17 protein-coding genes are annotated in these 17,770 nt (G+C 71.8%); 2 read left to right on the top strand and 15 right to left on the bottom strand.

The genetic code is table 11. From position 1 onward, the window contains the following. The 8 genes from G3I40_RS05950 to G3I40_RS05915 all read right to left on the bottom strand — a co-directional run. The coding region (locus G3I40_RS05950; RefSeq protein WP_275410148.1) for a thiamine pyrophosphate-binding protein at positions 1-384 on the bottom strand (384 nt) is incomplete at its 3' end. Positions 385-393: 9 nt separating this feature from the next. Then, entirely contained in the window at positions 394-1,170 is a 777-nt protein-coding gene (locus G3I40_RS05945) for an SDR family oxidoreductase (protein WP_164301106.1), read from the bottom strand. 26 nt (positions 1,171-1,196) lie between these two features. Then, a complete protein-coding gene (locus G3I40_RS05940; RefSeq protein ID WP_164301105.1) occupies positions 1,197-1,937 on the bottom strand; it encodes an SDR family oxidoreductase in 741 nt (246 codons plus the stop codon). Beyond that, positions 1,930-2,451, bottom strand: coding sequence for a cupin domain-containing protein (locus tag G3I40_RS05935; protein ID WP_164301104.1), 522 nt, complete (start codon positions 2,449-2,451; stop codon positions 1,930-1,932). The genes G3I40_RS05940 and G3I40_RS05935 overlap by 8 nt, the downstream gene beginning before the upstream one ends. A 5-nt stretch (positions 2,452-2,456) precedes the next feature. Next, positions 2,457-3,263 (bottom strand): alpha/beta hydrolase, encoded by an 807-nt coding sequence (locus G3I40_RS05930; protein ID WP_164301103.1) that lies wholly within the window; start codon positions 3,261-3,263, stop codon positions 2,457-2,459. Continuing rightward, complete coding sequence (locus tag G3I40_RS05925) at positions 3,260-4,060, bottom strand: aspartate dehydrogenase domain-containing protein (protein ID WP_164301102.1); 801 nt, start codon at positions 4,058-4,060, stop codon at positions 3,260-3,262. The genes G3I40_RS05930 and G3I40_RS05925 overlap by 4 nt, the downstream gene beginning before the upstream one ends. Continuing rightward, positions 4,057-4,962 (bottom strand): VOC family protein, encoded by a 906-nt coding sequence (locus G3I40_RS05920; RefSeq protein WP_164301101.1) that lies wholly within the window; start codon positions 4,960-4,962, stop codon positions 4,057-4,059. Before G3I40_RS05920 ends, G3I40_RS05925 begins: the two co-directional genes overlap by 4 nt. Before the next feature lie 20 nt (positions 4,963-4,982). Next, entirely contained in the window at positions 4,983-6,470 is a 1,488-nt protein-coding gene (locus G3I40_RS05915) for an aldehyde dehydrogenase family protein (RefSeq protein ID WP_164301100.1), read from the bottom strand. 217 nt (positions 6,471-6,687) lie between these two features. On the opposite strand from G3I40_RS05915, the gene G3I40_RS05910 reads away from it, so the two are divergent. Then, positions 6,688-8,085: an MFS transporter gene (locus G3I40_RS05910; protein ID WP_164301099.1), complete on the top strand. Its 1,398-nt coding sequence runs from the start codon at positions 6,688-6,690 to the stop codon at positions 8,083-8,085. A gap of 25 nt (positions 8,086-8,110) precedes the next feature. On the opposite strand, the gene G3I40_RS05905 is transcribed toward G3I40_RS05910, so the two are convergent. From G3I40_RS05905 to G3I40_RS05875, 7 genes are all read right to left on the bottom strand, one after another. Continuing rightward, positions 8,111-9,169 (bottom strand): LLM class flavin-dependent oxidoreductase, encoded by a 1,059-nt coding sequence (locus G3I40_RS05905; protein ID WP_164301098.1) that lies wholly within the window; start codon positions 9,167-9,169, stop codon positions 8,111-8,113. Positions 9,170-9,199: 30 nt separating this feature from the next. Beyond that, complete coding sequence (locus tag G3I40_RS05900) at positions 9,200-10,123, bottom strand: LLM class flavin-dependent oxidoreductase (protein ID WP_164301097.1); 924 nt, start codon at positions 10,121-10,123, stop codon at positions 9,200-9,202. Next, positions 10,120-11,241: an LLM class flavin-dependent oxidoreductase gene (locus G3I40_RS05895; protein ID WP_164301096.1), complete on the bottom strand. Its 1,122-nt coding sequence runs from the start codon at positions 11,239-11,241 to the stop codon at positions 10,120-10,122. The genes G3I40_RS05900 and G3I40_RS05895 overlap by 4 nt, the downstream gene beginning before the upstream one ends. A gap of 119 nt (positions 11,242-11,360) precedes the next feature. Beyond that, positions 11,361-12,977: a glycerol-3-phosphate dehydrogenase/oxidase gene (locus G3I40_RS05890; protein WP_164301095.1), complete on the bottom strand. Its 1,617-nt coding sequence runs from the start codon at positions 12,975-12,977 to the stop codon at positions 11,361-11,363. A 9-nt stretch (positions 12,978-12,986) separates the two neighbouring features. Continuing rightward, positions 12,987-14,534, bottom strand: a complete 1,548-nt coding sequence (gene glpK / locus G3I40_RS05885; RefSeq protein WP_164301094.1) for a glycerol kinase GlpK — start codon at positions 14,532-14,534, stop codon at positions 12,987-12,989. Positions 14,535-14,587: 53 nt separating this feature from the next. Beyond that, positions 14,588-15,379 carry an MIP/aquaporin family protein gene (locus tag G3I40_RS05880; RefSeq protein WP_164301093.1) on the bottom strand — a complete coding sequence of 264 codons (792 nt, stop codon included), beginning with the start codon at positions 15,377-15,379 and terminating at the stop codon, positions 14,588-14,590. A 367-nt stretch (positions 15,380-15,746) separates the two neighbouring features. Beyond that, on the bottom strand, positions 15,747-16,523 hold the full coding sequence (locus tag G3I40_RS05875) for an IclR family transcriptional regulator (protein WP_164301092.1): 777 nt from the start codon (positions 16,521-16,523) through the stop codon (positions 15,747-15,749). A 287-nt stretch (positions 16,524-16,810) separates the two neighbouring features. Between G3I40_RS05875 and G3I40_RS05870 the strand changes: the two genes are divergently transcribed. Further along, positions 16,811-17,770, top strand: a 960-nt coding sequence (locus tag G3I40_RS05870) for a homocysteine S-methyltransferase family protein (protein ID WP_203643525.1), incomplete at its 3' end; no start/stop codon positions are given.

Genomic DNA, 17,770 nt, shown 5'->3' with positions numbered 1-17,770 from the left:
GTCCAGCATGCCGAGCTGGTCCTTGGTCTCGTGGATGAAGCCCCGGCCGCTGCCCAGGAACCGCGCCTCCACCTGCCCGGTGACGTGCAGCACCGACGTCCCCGAGGCGAGCGCCTCGACGAGCGAGCCCGCCGCGTTGCCCGCACCGGTGCCGGTCGAGGTGAGGGCGCAGCCGAGGGACCCGCGGGCCCGGCCGTGGGCGTCGGCGGCGTTGACCGCGGTCGCCTCGTGCCGCACGGGGACGAAGCGCAGTTCCCGGTCGACGGCCTCGACCAGGGGCAGGTTGTGCACGGAGACGATCCCGAAGACCGTGTCGATGCCGAGTTCCTTCAGGACGGCGACGAGGAGGTCGCCCCCGTCGGCGTACTGCACGGGCTGTTGCATGCGCGCTCCTCAGAGGATGCCGCGGCCGACTCCGCCGCAGACGTCGATGCTGGTTCCGGTGATGTACGAGGCGCGGGGCGCGAGCAGCGCGAGGATCGCGTACGCGACCTCCTCGGCCCGGCCGAGCCGGCCCAGGGCGACGCCCCGGTCCGCGGCCAGCTCCGCCTGCCACTCCTCGTAGGACCGGTCCGACCCGGAGGCGGCGTGCCGGCGGGTCCACTGCCCGGTGTCGATGAGGCCGAGACAGACGGAGTTGACCCGGATGCCGTCGGCGGCGAGCTCCACGGCCAGGGACTTGGAGAGGTTGAGGATGCCGGCGCGGGCCGCGCTCGTCGTGATGAGGCGGGGCTCGGGCTGCTTGGCGAGGACGGCGTTGACGTTGACGATCGCGGCCGCGTCCGCGGCGCGCAGGTAGGGGCGCGCCGCGTGCAGCGGGTGGAGCACGCCCGCGAACTTCAGGTCCAGTTCGTCGCGCCAGTCGTCCGCCGTCGTCTCGTCGAGGCGCTTCATGCGGGACTGCCCGGCGTTGTTGACCAGTCCGTCGATCCGTCCGCCGAGGGCGTCGGCGGACGCGGCCACGAAGTCCCGTACGGCGTCGGCGTCGCGGACGTCGCACACGCCCGTGAACAGCCGCTCGTGTGCACCGATCCGCGTCAGGCGACCGGCGTCGCGGCCGCACGTGGCGACGCGCGCACCCTCGTCGAGCAGGGCGCGGACCGTGGCCAGGCCGACGCCCGAGCTGCCTCCGGTGACCACATAGGTCCGGTCGGCGAGGCCCAGATCCATTGCTGCGAACTCCTAGGTGTGAAGGGTCAGTTCATGGTGAAGCCGCCGTTGACGGCGATCACCTGTCCGGTCAGGTAGCGGGACTCCTCGCACAGGAGGAAGGAGGCGAGACCGACCAGGTCGTCGGGCTGCTGGGCCCGCGGGACCGCCCGGTGCGCGGCGTACAGCCCGTGCCGCTCCGCGGGCACCGTCTCGGTCGCCTCGCACTCGGTGAGGCCCGGGGCGAGGGCGTTCACGGTGATGCCGCGCCCGCCCGCTTCCCGCGCCATCGCCCGGGTCAGCGCGATCACCGCGCCCTTGGACGCGATGTAGTGCGCGAGCCGGGGCGAGCCGTACAGGGCGGCGTCCGAGGCGATGTTGACGATGCGGCCCACGGGGCCGAACAGCGGGTACAGCGCCTTGGCCACGAGCCACGGCCCGCGCGCGTTCACCGCCATCAGCCGGTCCCAGGCCTCGACGTCGATGTCCTGGAACTCCTTGCCGCCGACCCCGTTGGCGAGCGCCGCGTTGTTGACGAGCCCGTACAGCGGCCCCAAGCCCCCGACAAATGCGGCGAGTTCCTCGACCGACGCCGGGTCGGCGACGTCGCACCGCACGAAATGCGCGTCGCTGCCCTCGGTCCGCAGCGCCTTCGCCGCTGCGGCGCCCCGCTCGGCGTCGACCTCGGCGACGACGACCCGGAAGCCGTCGGCGCCTGCCCGGCGGGCCATGGCCAGTCCCAGGCCGCGGCCCGCCCCGGTCACGACGACCACAGGAGCGTCAGTCACGGGTGACGCCGTGCATCGGCGAGTACGCGGGGTACGAGGGGACCTGCGGCTTCTGCGTGCCGATGACGACGCAGAACAGCGCGTCGGTGTCGCCCTCGTTCTTCAGCGAGCGGGTCACCCCGGCGGGCACCACGATCATGTCGCGGTAGCCGAGGGTGCGGTACTCGACCTCGTCCGGGCCGCGGTGGACGCCCACCCGGACCTCGCCCTCCAGGACGAAGAACGCCTCCTCCACGTCGTGGTGGGTGTGGGCCGGGCCCTCGGCGCCGGGCGGCAGCAGCATGTTGGAGAAGGTGAAGCCGCCGGACGGGAGGATGCGCTGGTCGCCCTCGTGGTTGCCGGTGGCGCCGGAGCCGACGTAGCGGATCTGGCCGCGGCGGTACTGCGGGCCCGCCTTCTCCTGGAAGGAGAGGGTGTCGAAGTCGGCGACCCGGGAGTCCTTCGAGGCGATCAGGGAGTCGGTGTACGCGCCGAGGTCGTCGCCGTTGTCGTAGGCGGTGGTGGTCAGAGGCATGGTGATCAGCCCTTCTGTGGACGGGAGTGGGTACGGGAGTTGGTGACGATGTGCAGGTGGGACAGGACCCAGGCGTTGAACCGCTCGGACTGTTCCTGGTTGGCCAGGTGACCGGCGTCCTTGACGATCACGTAGGCGGATCTGTGCAGGCCCCCGGCGAGGACCTGGGAGGCCTCGACGCCGGTGACCGTGTCGCGCTCGCCGCACACGACGAGCGCGGGTGCGGTGACGGCGGACAGTTCGGATCGCAGGTCGGCGCCGGCCATCGCCTCGGCCGCGTATCCGTAGCCGGGGAGCCGGACCGCGTCCGCCATGGCGTCGACGACCCGCTCGACGAGCGCCGCGGGTGCCCGGTCGGACACCAGCCGGGGCCCGCGCCGCTCGGCGAACGTGCGGGGCCCGAGCGCGGCCAGTTCCTCGGCGCGCGCCCGCATCCCGGCGGCCTTCGACCCGTCCGTGCCGGAGCCGGGACTGGAGTCGGCGACGACGAGGGACGCGACGAGGTCCGGGTGCCGGGTGGCGAGCCGCACCGCGATCACGCCGCCCCAGGACACCCCGAGGACGTGCGCCGACGACCCGTACGAGCGGATCACGTCGGCCGCCGCGTCCGCGAACCCGTCCAGGTCCAACGGGCCCTCGGGGTCAGGGGACCTGGCGTACCCCGGTGCGTCCCACGCCACGACTCGCGCGTGCGACGACAGCCCTGACAGCTGCGGCGCGAACGCGGCCGACGACGACCCGATGCCGTGCAGACACAGCAGCAGGGGACCGTGCGAGCCCGCCTCCTCGACATGGACCGAGGCGGCCGTCACAGGATCTGCCCCGTCCGCCCGGCGAGCGCCGCCAGCGAGCGCAGCACCGCGTACGGCACGACCTGGCTGGTCGCCGGATTGCCCGGATCGGGGCGGTGCGCCACTTCGAAGCGGTACGCGCCGTGCGCCCCGGACGCCTCGACGACGTGCCGGGTCAGCTCGGCGGCGGGATCGGCGACGACGCGGACCCGCACAGCGTCCGGGTCGCCGACGGCGAGGGCCACCGAGGCCGCGACGTTCGTCGACTTGGGGAACTTCACCGGGACGTCGCGCGCGGTCCCGGCCATGACCTCGACGGGCCCGGTCGCCGAGCGCAGGCGCGCCAGCAACTCCAAGTCCATCCACGGCTGTTCGAGGGTGGACGGCAGTTTCGTCGTCGTCAGGTGCACGGTGTCCAGCGGGCCCAGGGCGCGCACGGCCTGGAGCAGGTCGAGGCCGCCGACGGCGCCACCGGTGAAGTAGACCCGGCCGGGCCCGGCGGCGAGCAGCCGCTTGGCGAGGTCGTCGTCGGTGAGGGCCCCGGTCGAGGCCACGAGGAGGTCGGTGCCGCAGGTCAGGACGCGCTCGCCCCACTCCCGTACGACGCCCTGACCGGCCGCCTCCACGATCAGGTCGCAGCGCTCCAGGGCCTCCTCGAAGGTGTGTTGCGGCGCGGGCGCCGCTTCGCCGAGCGGCCGGTTGTCGACGACGCACGTCAACTCGGCGCCCGGGATGTCGTGTCGGTCCAGGGCCGTGCCGACGACGCGCCCGATGGCGCCCCAGCCGACGAGCCCGACCTTGAGCGTGCGGGTGGTCATGCGCTGACCCCTTCCGGCCGGCCGGCCATGTGACAGCGGATCTCCTGCGAGGGCGGGCCGGCCGTGCCCCACAGGTCGGACAGTTCCGGCACCCGCCGCCACACCTTGGCGATCCACCGGTCCTCGACGACCTGGGCGACCTCGGAGGTGTACTCGCAGACGAGTCCGGTCGGGTCGGTGAAGTAGGAGAACGTGTTGTTGCCGGGGCCGTGCCGCCCAGGGCCCCACTTGGGGACGATGCCGTGGTGCCGCAGCCGTCCCAGTCCCCGCATGAAGTGGTCGACCGAACTCATCTCGTACGCCACGTGGTTGAGGGAGACCCACTCGGCCTGGTTGAACGCGATGCAGTGGTGGTCGGCGTTGCAGCGCAGGAACGCCATCTGGTGCTCGGACCAGTCGGAGACGCGCAGGCCGAGGACATCGCAGTAGAAGGCGACGGCGGCGTCGATGTCGGGGGTGTTGAGGACGGTGTGCGTGACGCCGACGGGGACGCCCGCCTCGCGCCCGCGCGGGGCCACTGCCCAGGTCTGCGCGGACAGTTCGACGAGCCGGCCCTCGTGGTCGTGGAACCTGAGCCCGTACCCGCCGCCGACCTGGTCGAGCGGGCCCGGCCCGGCGACGGGCGGGATGCCGCGGGCCTCCAGTCTGCGCGCCGCCTCGTCGACCTCGGCGGGGGTGGCGACGGCGAACACGAGCCGGCCGAGGCCGGTGCGGTCCGAGCGGGTCAGTTGCAGGGCGTGGTGCTCCTCGCCGGTGCCGCGCAGCCAGCTCGCGCTGTGCTCGGTCTCGACGACCTCCAGGCCCCACGCGTCCTCGTAGAAGTCGGTGGCCTCGGCGAAGGAGGGGGTGAGCAGTTCGACGGAGCGCAGGGCGCGCAGCCGGGCGATCGGGGGATGGGACATCAAGTACTCCGGGGGTGTGGTCAGGTGGCCCAGGGCAGGGGCGACTCGGCGGTGCCCCAGTACAGGGCCTTCTGCCGCTGGTGGGCGCGGATGCCGTCGCGGCCCTTCTCGCGGCCCAGGCCGCTGTCCTTCATGCCGCCGAACGGGGTGGAGATGCTGAACTGCTTGTACGTGTTGATCCACACGGTGCCCGCGTCGATCCGGCGGGCCAGGCGCCAGGCGGCCCGGTGGTCGCGGGTCCAGATCCCGCAGGCCAGGCCGTAGACCGAGTCGTTGGCCTGTGCGACCAGGTCGTCCTCGTCGTCGAAGGGCAGCGCCACCAGGACCGGGCCGAAGATCTCCTCCTGGCACGTGCGGGCGGTGTTCGCGAGGCCGTCGAGCACGGTCGGCAGGTAGTAGGCGCCGTCGGCGTACTGCGGGCCGTCGGGCACGGCCCCGCCGCACAGCACCCGTGCCCCTTCGGACCGCGCGAGATCCACGTACCCGGCGACCGCGTCCCGGTGTCTGTGGTGCACGAGCGGTGCCACCTGGGTCGCCGGGTCCGTGCCCGGACCGACCCGCAACTTCTGTGTCCGTCGCACGAGTTCACCGACGAAGTCCTCGTACAGCTCGCGGGCCACGAAGAGCCGCGAACCCGCGATGCACGACTGTCCGCTGGACGAGAACACCCCGAACATGACCCCGGCGAGAGCCTGTTCGACGTCGGCGTCCGCCCGCACGATCGTCGGCGACTTGCCGCCGAGCTCCAGCGAGAGGGGCATCAGCTTCTCGGCGGCCGCGTGCGCGAGGGTGCGCCCGGTCGACGTGCCACCGGTGAAGGTCACCTTGCCGACGCGCGAGTCGCGCACGAGCGCGTCCCCGACGATCCGTCCCGGGCCGGGCAGTACGGCCAACAGGGCCCGGGGGAGGGCGAGTTCGTCGAGAGCGCGGGTCACGAGCCGGCCGAGCGCGAGCGACACCAGGGGCGTCCACTCGGCGGGCTTGAGCAGGACCGCGTTGCCGCCGGCGAGCGCCGGGGCGAGCTTCTGCGCGTCGCTGGCGATCGGCGAGTTCCACGGGTTGATCGCACCGACGACGCCGATCGGCTCGTACACGCTCATCGTCACGTACGCGCCGCGCGCCGGGGTGAGCGCCTCCTCGGCTGTCTCCAGGGCGGCGGCCGTGTACCGGAAGGTGCCGGCCGCGCTCGCGACCAGGGCCCGGGTCTCGGTGAGGGCCTTGCCGGTGTCGGCGGTCTGCAGGGCGGCGAGCTGCTCGGCCTCCGCGTCGATCAACTCGGCGATCCGCACGAGCAGCCGGGCCCGCTGATGGGGCAGGAGGGCGCGCCAACGCGGGTCCGCCGCGGCCGAGGCGGCCGCCCGGGCCGCCTCGGCGACCTCCTCGACGCTCACCGCGTGCACGGTGGCGAGTGGCGCACCGGTGGCCGGGTCGACCGTCACGTTCGGGGCGCCCGCGCCGCGCCGCCACTCGCCCGCAATCAGCGCTTCGTCCGGGGGAGTTCGGGACATGCGGGTCTCCTTGCACAGCGGGATCTCGTCTCAGCGCTAGAAATCTAAGGGCTTAAATATCTCCAGCGCAAGACCTCACAAGTTGAAGTCGGTTGGTGATTTCCCTGCGGAGCCTCTTGACGCGCCTCCGTCGCGCGGGAGATACAAGTTAAGCCCTAAGAAACTTTGCGCTTACCTGTCTACTCCCGCCCTCCCCTCACCGCCGCGGAGTCCCCGTATGACGCTCAATGCCCCAGGCACGTCGCCCGGCCGCGCCGGGCCGGCCGCGCGTGCCTCCATCGCCGCCCGTTTCGAACGGCTCCCGCTGTGCCGCTGGCACGTCACCGTCCGGCTCATCGTCGGCGCCGTCACCTTCTTCGAGGCGTTCGACCAGCTCCTGATCGCCTACGCGATGCCCGAGCTGCGCGCCGAGTGGCAGCTGTCCACCTCCGCCGCCACCCTGCTGCTCACCGTCGGCTCCGTCGGCATGCTGATCGGCGCGCTCCTGTCGGGCCGGCTCGCCGACCGCATCGGGCGGGTCAAGGTCATCGCCCTGTGCGTGGCGGTCTCCAGCGTCGCCAACCTCGCCCTCGCCGTGGCCCCGTCCGCCGACGCCTTCATGGGGCTGCGCGTCCTGCAGGGCCTCGCGATCGGCGGTGAGGTCCCCGTCGCCGCCACCTTCATCGCCGAGATCACCCGCAGCCACCGGCGCGGACGCTTCGTACTCCTCTACGAACTCGTCTTCCCGGCCGGACTCACCGTCGGCGCGCTCGTCGCCGCCTGGGTCGTGCCGCTGCTCGGCTGGCGCTGGATGTACGTGATCGCCGCCGTGCCCGGGCTGCTCTGCGTCCTCGTGCAGAAGAAGGTCCCCGAGTCACCGCGCTGGCTCGCCGACCACGGGCGGACCGAGGACGCCGCCGCGACCATGGCCCGGATCGAGAACGAGGTGGAGCGCATCACCGGCAAGCCGCTGCCGCCGGTCGGCGAGGCGCTGCCCGTCGCCCCGCCCGGCACGGGCGCCTCGGGCCTGCGCGGGCTGTTCACCGGGCGCTACCGCCGCCGCACCCTCGTCATCGGCGCCCTCTGGTTCACCGGCTACTTCGTCAACTACGGCATCACGTCCTGGCTCCCGACGATCTACCAGAACCGCTACGACCTCTCCCTGTCCGACGCCCTGCTCTACTCCACCGTCACGTCCTGCGCGGGACTGCTCGGCTGTCTGCTCGCCGCGCTCACCGTCGACCGGGCCGGCCGGCGCAAGGTCATCACCTGCTGCCTCGGCGGCGCCGCGGCCGTGCTCCTGCTGCTGGCCCGGCTCGGCGCGCACACCCCCGCACAGGTCCTGATCTGGACGTCACTGGCCGCCGTGTTCTTCTTCGGCTCCAACATCTGCCTGTACCTGTACACGCCGGAGCTCTTCCCCACCCGGATGCGCGCCCTCGGCAGCAGCGTCGGCGGCGCCCTCAACCGGCTCGGCGTCATCCTCGGCCCCATCGTCGTCGGCGCGGTCTACGCCGGCGGCCGCATCGGCACCGTCTTCCTCGTGCTCGGTGCGGTCGCCCTCGCGGGCGCCGTCGTCGCCGGCCTCGGGGCGGAGGAGACGGCCGGGCGGCGCCTGGAGGAGGTCTCGCCCTGACGGCCCGGCGGTGCGCACGGGGCGCTCACTCCCACAGGGAGCTGGGCGCCTCCTTGCGCACGACGGGCGCGATCTCCTCGGCGAACCGCTGCAACGTCTCGAGCTGCTCGGCCGTGCCCTGCCCGAACGTGTCCACGGTGACCGACTGCAGATCGTGCCGGTACACCTCGTGGTACCCGAGGATCTTGTCGATGATCTGCTGCGGCGAACCGATCAGCTGCGGCCCGTCCGCGATGGCGTCCTCGATCGTGCGGAACGGCGTGTTGTATCCCGCCTTCCCCGCCAGGTGCGGCTTGAAGGACTGGGCGACCTTTGCCTCGTACAGCTCCTTGTGGCGGGCCACCGCCTGCTCGTGCGTATCGGCGATCAACAGCCCGCCCGAACCCGCCGCCACGTGCGCCCGCGCCGGATCGTGACCGTACGCCGCGAACCGCTCCCGATAGTGGTCGATGAGCTCGGCGTACGCGGCCCGCGGCTGGACGGCGTTCGCCGTGAAGAGGGGATCGCCGTGCTTCGCCGCCAGCTCGGGGGAGTTGAGCGAGGTCGCCGAGCCGTGCCAGATGCGGGGGAGCCCCGCATAGGGGCGCGGCACCGTCGTCACGCCCTTCAGGGCGGGCCGGAACTCGCCCTCCCAGTCGACGCCCTCCTCGGTCCACAGCCGGCGCAGCAGCTCGTACTTCTCCTTCTGGAGGTCCCACTGCCGCGCCTCGTCCAGCCCGAACAGGTCGAAGTGACCCGCCTCCGCGCCCTTGCCGATCACCAACTCGACACGGCCGCGGGAGAGTTGGTCGAGGGTCGCGTAGTCCTCGGCGACCCGCACCGGATCGAGGATCGCGACGACCGTGACCCCGGTGAGCAGCTTGATGCGTGACGTGCGCGCCGCCAGCGCGCCGAGCACCACGGTCGGGCTCGACGACAGGAACGCGCCCGCGTGCCGCTCGCCCACCGCGTACGCGTCGTAGCCGAACCGCTCCGCCGCCGCACCGACGTCGACGACCTGCGCCAACCGGTCCGCAGCAGAGGGAAGTTCACCCGTCAGGGGGTGCGGCGCGTGGCCGATGATGGACAGGACCTGGAACTTCATGACGCCCCTTCGTTCACTGTGCCCGTTCGTTCACTGCGCCTGCGCGAGACCGAGATGGCCGCGCAGCGTGCGGCTCCCGTACGACTCCGGGAGCAGCCCGCGCCGGACCAGCTCGGGCACGGTGCGGTCCACGAGGGCGTACACGTCGTCCGGCACGGACAGAGGCCGGATGCGGAAGCCGTCGGCCCCGCCGTCGCGGTGCCACTCCTCCAGGTGGTCGGCGAGTGCCTCCGGCGTACCGGTGAACAGCGCCGCGTCGGACGTGAACTCGCCCAGCTCCACTCGGCGTTCGGTCGCCAGGGCCTGTGTGGAGGACAGCGCGACGTTCAGCTCGGCGAAGACCTTGAGCGACCTGCCCTCCTCCGCGGCGAGCGCGTCCACCTCGGCCCGGATCCGGCGCAGCCCCGCCACGTCGAACGGAGTGATCAGCACCGCGTCCGCGTGGCGCGCCGCGAACCGGTACGGCACGGTGTCGTGCGCGAGCGAGAGCAGCGGCGGCCGGCCCTGCGGGGCGATCCGTTCCTTGTCCCACTCCTGGGCCACCCGCCCGATGAACTCACCGGCCCGGCCAAAGAGTTCGGCGACCAGTACGTCACCCTCCGCGGTGCCGATGAGCCGCAGGATGCGCTCGTGCTCCACGTCGTCCGCCGCGATCCGCGGCCGCACCCCGGCGCGGCCGTCGCTGAGCAGATCGAGCGTCGCGAACCGTGCCGCGTAGCCGGCGGGCTGACCGAGCACCGGGCCCAGCGGCACCAGTCCGATGCGCTCCGTCTCCCGCGCGGCGAGCGCCAGCAGCAGCGTCGAGTCGAGCCGCCCCGGACCGTCCTCGACCGTGACGAAGGCGACCCGGGCCGCCTCGGCACGGCGGACCAGGCGCACGAAGTCGTCCGGTGCGTGCACCGGATCGCTCGTCAGCGCGATCCCGAGAACGAACGGCCTGCTCCCGTCGGTCATATCAGTCCCCACTCCCGTGCCAGCAGTTCGTACGACCGCACCCGGTCGCCGTGGTCGTGCGTGATCGTCGTCACCAGCAACTCGTCGGCCCCGGTGGCCCGTTGCAGGACCGTGAGCTGTTCCGCCACGGTCGCGGGCGCACCCACGAACTGGGTGTCGACCCGGTCGCGCACCAACTCCCGGTCCTCGTCCGTCCAGGGATGGCGCCGCGCCTCCTCCGGCGTCGGGTAGGGGATCGCGCCCTCGCCGCCGCGGATGGACCGCACCCACGGCGCGTACCCGGCGGCCAGCTCCCGCGCGGCCGCGTCGTCCTCACCCACGACCACGTCCGCCGACACCACGACGTACGGCTCGTCCCGCCCCCGCGACGGCTTGAACGCCGCGCGGTAGGCCTCCACCGCATCCAGTACCGTCCCCGGGCTGACGTGGTAGTTCGCCGCGAACGGCAGCCCCCGCGCCCCGGCGAGCTCCGCGCTCTCGCCCCCGCTGCTGCCCAGCACCCACACCTCGACGTCGGCGTCCGTGCCCGGCACGGCCCGCGCCCCCGGCGACGTACCGGCGAGCAGGTCGAGCAGCTCCGCGAGCTGGTCCGCGTACGGCGGGGTCCGCGCGCCGGGCTGCTGCAACAGCTCCAACTGCCGTTGGAAGCGGGGGGAGTGGAGCAACTTGGCGAGTCCGGTGAACCGTGGCGGGACGTAGAGCCCTTCGTCCGTGAAGGTGCCCTCGCCCGGCTCCGGCGCCGCCTGCACCGGGCCTCCCGGCGGCGCGCCGACCCGCGGCCGGCCCGAGCGCCCGAGCCCGAGATCGATCCGCCCGGGGAAGAAGGCGTCGAGGATCCCGAACTCCTCCACCACCGACAGCGGGGTGCGGTGCCCGAGCAGCACCGCGCCCGATCCCACCCGGATCCGCGACGTCGCCTGCGCGACCGCCTGGATCACCAGGGCAGGCGAGGACCCGGCGACCCCGGGATTGAGGTGGTGCTCGGCCAGCCAGTAGCGCCGGTAGCCGAACTCCTCGGCGCTGCGGGCGAGTCGGACGGTCCGGTGCAGGGCGGTGGCCGCGTCGGAGCCGGAGGTCAGGGGCACGAGATCGAGCACGGAGAGCGGAACCGGAGACATGCCCCCACTCTCGCTCCCGGACATTGCGGCCTCATGTACGCGGTGTGGCAGCGCGCCGGGCGTGCGAGAGGGGCGGCTCCCCCCGTGGGAGCCGCCCCTCAAGTCCTTTACCCGCAGGCCTACTTCTCGTCGAGGAGGGCCTGCACCTTGCCGCGCACCTCGTCCGTGGCCAGGCCCCGGATCGTCAGCGTCGTGCGGCGCCGCAGCACGTCGTCCGCCGTCTCGGCCCACTCGTGGTCGCGCGCGTACGCGACCTGCGCCCAGATCTCCGGCGCGTCCGGGTGCACGCGCTCGCCGAGCGCCGGGTTGTCGTTGGCCAGCCGCGCGATGTCGAAGGCCAGCGAACCGTAGTGCGTCGCCAGGTGCTTGGCGGTGTCGGCGGACATCCGCGGACCGGGCGCCGGGTTGTCGACCAGGAGGCGGTGCGCGACGGCCCGCGGGTTGGCGACACCGGGCAGCGGCATCCGCTTCGGCAGCTCGTTGATCGGCTCGAAGTCGTCACCGAGCGGGTGCCCGGGCAGCGACTCCAGCTTCTTCATCACCGTACGGCCGATGTGGCGGAACGTCGTCCACTTGCCGCCCGCGACGGACAGCATGCCGCCCTTGCCCTCGGTGACGACCGTCTCGCGCTTGGCCTTGGAGGTGTCGCCCGGGCCGCCGGGCAGCACCCGCAGACCCGCGAACGAGTAGGTGATGAGATCCCGCTTCAGCTGCTGGTCACGTACCGAGAAGGCGGCCTCGTCCAGGATCTGGTCGATGTCCTTCTCGGTGACGGAGACGTCCGCCGGGTCGCCCTCGAACTCCTCGTCGGTGGTGCCGAGGAGCAGCATGTCCTCCCAGGGCAGCGCGAAGGTGATGCGGTACTTGTCGATGGGCGTGGCCAGCGCGGCCTTCCACTGCGACGTCCGCTTCAGGACCAGGTGCGCGCCCTTCGACAGCCGGATGGACGGCGCCGCCTGGGCGTCCTCCATCTTGCGCAGGTGGTCGACCCACGGCCCGGTCGCGTTCAGGACGAGCCGCGCGCTCACCCCGAACTCGTCGCCGCTCGTACGGTCCTTGAGCTCCGCGCCCGTGACCCGCCCCTTGGTGAAGCGCAGGCCGGTGACCTCGGCGTGGTTGAGGACGACCGCGCCGGCGTCGACCGCCGCGCGCACCGTCATCAGCGCCATCCGCGCGTCGTTCATCTGGTCGTCGCCGTACACGGCCACGGCCTTGAGGCCCTCCGTGCGCAGCTCCGGCACGTCCTGCTGGGCCTTGCCGGGGGAGAGCAGGTGCCCGATGCCGTCGCCGAACGCCGACAGCGCGCTGTACGCGAAGACGCCCGCGCCCAGCTTGGCCGCGCCGTGCGGGCCGCCCTTGTAGACGGGCAGGTAGAAGGTGAGCGGGTTCGCGAGGTGCGGGGCCACGTTGCGGGAGACCGCACGCCGCTCGAAGTGGTTCTCCGCGACCAGCTTCACCGCGCCGGTCTGCAGGTAGCGCAGACCGCCGTGGAGCAGCTTCGAGGACGCGGAGGACGTGGCGCCGGCGAAGTCGCCGGCGTCGACCAGGGCCACCCTGAGACCGGACTGCGCCGCGTGCCAGGCAGTGGAGATGCCCAGGATGCCGCCGCCGATGACCAGGAGGTCGTACGTCGCCTTGGAAAGCTGCTCGCGGGTCTCGGCGCGGCTCGGGTTCGAGCCGCCGGCCGGGTGCGTTCCGAGGGCAGGCACGGTCTGCAGGGTGGACTGGATACTCATCGTGGGGTCTTACTCCTCGACATTGCTGTCTTCGAGCCAGCCCATGGACCGTTCGACGGCCTTGAGCCAGTTCTTGTACTCACGGTCGCGGATCTCCGCGTCCATGCGGGGGGTCCACTCGGCGGCCCGGCGCCAGTTGGCGCGCAGGTCCTCGGTGTTGGACCAGAAACCGACGGCGAGACCGGCGGCGTAGGCGGCGCCGAGGCAGGTCGTCTCGGCGACCATCGGGCGCACCACGGGCGCGTCCAGGACGTCCGAGAGGGTCTGCATCAGCAGGTTGTTGGAGGTCATGCCGCCGTCGACCTTGAGGGCCGTGAGCTCGACGCCGGAGTCCTTCGTCATGGCGTCGCTGATCTCACGGGTCTGCCAGGCCGTGGCCTCCAGGACGGCGCGCGCGATGTGCGCCTTGGTGACGTACCGGGTCAGGCCGGTGATCACGCCGCGGGCGTCGGGGCGCCAGTACGGGGCGAACAGGCCGGAGAAGGCCGGCACGAAGTACGCGCCGCCGTTGTCCTCGACCGACGACGCGAGCGTCTCGATCTCGGCGGCGGACTTGATGAGGCCCATCTGGTCGCGCATCCACTGCACCAGCGAACCGGTGACGGCGATGGAACCCTCCAGCGCGTAGACCGGCTTCTGGTCGCCGATCTGGTAGCCGACCGTGGTCAGCAGCCCGGAGTAGGAGTTGATGGCCTTGTCACCGGTGTTCATCAGCATGAAGGTGCCGGTGCCGTACGTGGACTTGGCCTCGCCCTCGGCGAAACAGGTCTGGCCGAACAGGGCCGCCTGCTGGTCGCCGAGCGCCGAGGCGACCGGGATCCCGCCGAGCACGTCGCCGAGCGAGCCGCCGGTGACCTCGCCGTAGACCTCGGCGGAGGAGCGGATCTCGGGGAGCATGTTCATCGGCACGCCGATGGAGGAGCAGATGCGCTCGTCCCACTTCATCTCGTGCAGGTTCATCAGCAGGGTGCGCGAGGCGTTGGTGACGTCGGTGACGTGCTTGCCGCCGTTGACGCCGCCGGTCAGGTTCCAGATGACCCAGCTGTCCATGGTGCCGAAGAGGATGTCGCCCGCCTCGGCGCGCTCGCGCAGCCCCTCGACGTTGTCGAGCAGCCAGCGGGCCTTGGGGCCGGCGAAGTACGACGCGAGCGGCAGGCCGGTCTCGCGGCGGAAGCGGTCCTGCCCGACGTTGCGGCCGAGCTCCTTGCACAGGGCGTCGGTGCGGGTGTCCTGCCAGACGATGGCGTTGTGGACGGGCTCACCGGTGTTCTTGTCCCAGAGCAGCGTGGTCTCGCGCTGGTTGGTGATGCCGATGGCCTTGATGTCGTCCCGGGTGATGCCGGCCTTGTTGATGGCACTGGCGACGACTTCCTGGACGTTGGTCCAGATCTCGTTCGCGTCGTGCTCGACCCAGCCCGGCTTCGGGAAGATCTGCTCGTGCTCCTTCTGGTCGACGGAGACGATCCGGCCGTCCTTGTCGAAGACGATGCAGCGGCTGGACGTGGTGCCCTGGTCGATCGCCGCGATGAAGGGGCCTGCGGTGTGTGCGTCGGTCACGGGTGCTCCTGAAAGTTCTCGGTGCTCGGGCGGATGCTCGCGGGTCGGGCGGCCTACTTGAACGCGATGTTGTAGAGGCCACCGGCTATGGCGCCGCCGATCAGCGGTCCGGCGACCGGGATCCAGGCGTACGACCAGTCGGAGCCGCCCTTGTTGGGCAGCGGCAGCAGCGCGTGCACGATGCGCGGGCCGAGGTCACGGACCGGGTTGATCGCGTAGCCCGTGGGGCCACCGAGCGAGAGGCCGATGCCGACGACGACGAGCGCGGTGATCAGGGCGCCGAGGGTGCCCAGACCGTTGCCGCCGTCGTTGAGGCCCTGCGTGAGGATCGCGAGGACCAGCACGACCGTGGCGATGATCTCCGTGATCATGTTCTGCACGACGTTGCGGATCTCCGGGCCCGTCGAGAAGACACCGAGCACGGGGCCCGCCTTGGGCGCGGACTTCTGGTCGACCATGCCCTCGTCGTCCGGCTGCGCGGCGATGATCGCCGGGTCGGTCAGGTGCGCACGGAACTGTCCGTAGTACGTCGCCCAGACCAGCACGGCGCCGATCATCGCGCCGAGCAGCTGCGAGCCCAGGTAGAGCGGTACGTCGCTCCACTTGGTGCCGCCCTCGATCGCGAGGCCGATGGTGACCGCCGGGTTCAGGTGGGCGCCCGAGACGCCGCCCGCGAGGTAGGCGCCGGTCAGGACCGCGAAGCCCCAACCGAAGGCGATGGCGACCCAGCCCGCCTCGTACGCCTTCGAGCGCTTGAATGTGACGGCGGCGCAGACGCCACCGCCCAGCAGGATGAGCACGGCGGTACCGATGGTCTCGCCGATGAAGATGTCGGAGCTGGACACCCGCGACTCCTTTGTCCTTCGTCCAGGGGAAAACCGAACCCCGGGTCCCTCTCCGGTGGTCCGCGCCCTCAAGTGAGGGCGGTTTCGGCCTGGCCTCGTCACACTCTAACGCGTATTGCCGGTAGGTGTTCGACAATGCCGACCGATGGACGCGAGTCTCGCTCCGGGATTACACGATCGTCAAGGGTTCTGTTATCCAAACCACGATCGTTATTGATCGGTCGTGGCTATCGGTGGACGTCGGGGATGGATGGCGTGCATCGATGGTCGCGCGGACGGGTGCACCGTGCACCTTGAACGCCGAAAGCCCCGTCCGCAGACGGGGCCGACGGGGCGGGAGGCGAGGCGCGCGGGGCCCCGGCCGGGGTCAGAACCGGCTGGCCCCCAGATCGCGGGAGACCGCCCGGGCGCAGTCCCGCACGGCCGCGATGAGCTCGGGCCGCAGCGCGAGACCGTCCTCGCCGTCCTTGCACACCCGCTCCACGGCGCCGGTGATGCCGACGGCGCCCACCGGCATCCGGTGCCGGTCGTGGATCGGGGCCGCCACGGAGGCCACGCCCTCCCAGGTCTCCTCGACGTCGTCCGCGTACCCGCGCGCCCGGGTCAGGTCGAGCACCGACTCGAAGGCCGCCAGATCGCACACCGTCCGCGCCGTGAACTCCCTGCGCTCGGCCTCCATGACCTCGCTGTGCGCCACCGGGTCGTAGGCGGTCAGGACCTTGCCGAGGGCCGTGGAGTGCAGCGGCTGCATCGCGCCCACCTCCAGGACCTGCCGGCTGTCGTCGGGCCGGAAGACGTGGTGCACGATCAGGACGCCCTGCTGGTGCAGCACGCCGAGATAGACGGCCTCCCCGCTGGAGCGGGCCAGGTCGTCCGTCCACACGAGGGCGCGGGCCCGCAGCTCGTGCACGTCCAGATAGCTGTTGCCCAGGCGCAGCAGCTCCGCGCCCAACTGGTAGCGCCCCGACGCCGGGTCCTGCTCGACGAAGCCCTCCGCCTGGAGCGTGCGCAGGATGCCGTGGGCCGTGCCCTTGGCGAGGCCGACGGCGGAGGCGATGTCCGAGAGGCCGAGCCGCCGCTCACCGCCCGCGAGGAGCCGGAGCATCGCCGCGGCCCGTTCGAGCGACTGGATGTTGCGTGCCATCGCAGTCCCTTCCTCCCTCGGTTCCTCTCATGACGGGCCGGCGCCCTCCGGTGATGCTGCTGACGCCGCCGCCCTGCCATGTTCGACAATGCTGAACAGTATCGGTCGTTGCCGACCTCTCGCTAACGCGACGTGCGCCAATAATTCAACCCGTTTCCTGTCCGGCGCGGTGTTCCGGCCCGTGGACGTCTTCACGGGGGGACCTTGGTCCCCGCTACCCTGACCGGGTGCGCCTCCAGCAGTGGAGCCGCAAAGCCGACAGCCGTCGCACCTCAGGGAGCACTTTCATGGCCTCGTTGCCAACGCCCGCAACCGATTCCCGCGCCCGTGTGGACGCCCTCCGCGAAGCCCTCGCCACCCGTGTCGTGGTGGCCGACGGCGCGATGGGCACCATGCTGCAGGCGCAGGATCCCACCCTTGAGGACTTCCAGAATCTTGAGGGTTGCAACGAGATCCTCAACCTCACCCGTCCCGACATCGTGCGGTCCGTCCACGAGGCGTACTTCGCGGTGGGGGTCGACTGTGTGGAGACGAACACGTTCGGCGCGAATCATGCGGCGCTGGGTGAGTACGACATCGCCGAGCGTGTCTTCGAGCTGTCGGAGTCGGGTGCTCGGGTGGCCCGTGAGGTCGCCGATGAGTTCACCGCGTCCACGGGGCAGCAGCGCTGGGTGCTGGGCTCGATGGGTCCGGGCACCAAGCTGCCGACCCTGGGGCATGCGCCGTACACGACTTTGCGTGATGCCTATCAGCGCAACGCGGAGGGCTTGATCGCCGGTGGTGCGGACGCGCTGCTGGTGGAGACGACGCAGGACCTGCTGCAGACGAAGGCGTCGGTCATCGGGGCCCGGCGTGCGCTGGACGCGACGGGTACGAACCTGCCGCTGATCTGCTCGGTCACCGTCGAGACGACGGGCACGATGCTGCTCGGTTCGGAGATCGGTGCGGCGCTGACCGCGCTGGAGCCGTTGGGCATCGACATGATCGGTCTGAACTGTGCGACGGGCCCGGCGGAGATGAGCGAGCATCTGCGCTATCTGTCGCGGCACTCGCGGATCCCGGTCTCGGCGATGCCGAACGCGGGTCTGCCGGTGCTGACGAAGGACGGTGCGCACTATCCGCTGTCGGCTGAGGAGCTGGCGGATGCGCAGGAGACGTTCGTGCGCGAGTACGGGCTGTCGCTGGTCGGCGGCTGCTGCGGCACGACGCCCGAGCACCTGCGCCAGGTCGTGGAGCGGGTGCGCGGC

It is taken from the genome of Streptomyces sp. SID14478 (assembly GCF_010548525.1).
In the GTDB taxonomy this organism is placed as follows: Bacteria; Actinomycetota; Actinomycetes; order Streptomycetales; family Streptomycetaceae; genus Streptomyces.
Note: the sequence above shows the minus strand (reverse complement) of the source record. Positions and strands in the feature narration are given on the sequence as shown.

Excerpts from the sequence above, each read along its gene's own strand:
- G3I40_RS05900 (WP_164301097.1), bottom strand. The coding sequence starts at position 10,123 with ATGACCGACGGGAGCAGGCCGTTCGTTCTCGGGATCGCGCTGACGAGC.
- G3I40_RS05915 (WP_164301100.1), bottom strand. The coding sequence starts at position 6,470 with ATGTCCCGAACTCCCCCGGACGAAGCGCTGATTGCGGGCGAGTGGCGG.
- G3I40_RS05935 (WP_164301104.1), bottom strand. The coding sequence starts at position 2,451 with ATGCCTCTGACCACCACCGCCTACGACAACGGCGACGACCTCGGCGCG.
- G3I40_RS05875 (WP_164301092.1), bottom strand. The coding sequence starts at position 16,523 with ATGGCACGCAACATCCAGTCGCTCGAACGGGCCGCGGCGATGCTCCGG.
- G3I40_RS05945 (WP_164301106.1), bottom strand. The coding sequence starts at position 1,170 with ATGGATCTGGGCCTCGCCGACCGGACCTATGTGGTCACCGGAGGCAGC.
- G3I40_RS05890 (WP_164301095.1), bottom strand. The coding sequence starts at position 12,977 with ATGAGTATCCAGTCCACCCTGCAGACCGTGCCTGCCCTCGGAACGCAC.
- G3I40_RS05920 (WP_164301101.1), bottom strand. The coding sequence starts at position 4,962 with ATGTCCCATCCCCCGATCGCCCGGCTGCGCGCCCTGCGCTCCGTCGAA.
- G3I40_RS05925 (WP_164301102.1), bottom strand. The coding sequence starts at position 4,060 with ATGACCACCCGCACGCTCAAGGTCGGGCTCGTCGGCTGGGGCGCCATC.
- G3I40_RS05895 (WP_164301096.1), bottom strand. The coding sequence starts at position 11,241 with ATGTCTCCGGTTCCGCTCTCCGTGCTCGATCTCGTGCCCCTGACCTCC.
- G3I40_RS05910 (WP_164301099.1), top strand. The coding sequence starts at position 6,688 with ATGACGCTCAATGCCCCAGGCACGTCGCCCGGCCGCGCCGGGCCGGCC.
- G3I40_RS05905 (WP_164301098.1), bottom strand. The coding sequence starts at position 9,169 with ATGAAGTTCCAGGTCCTGTCCATCATCGGCCACGCGCCGCACCCCCTG.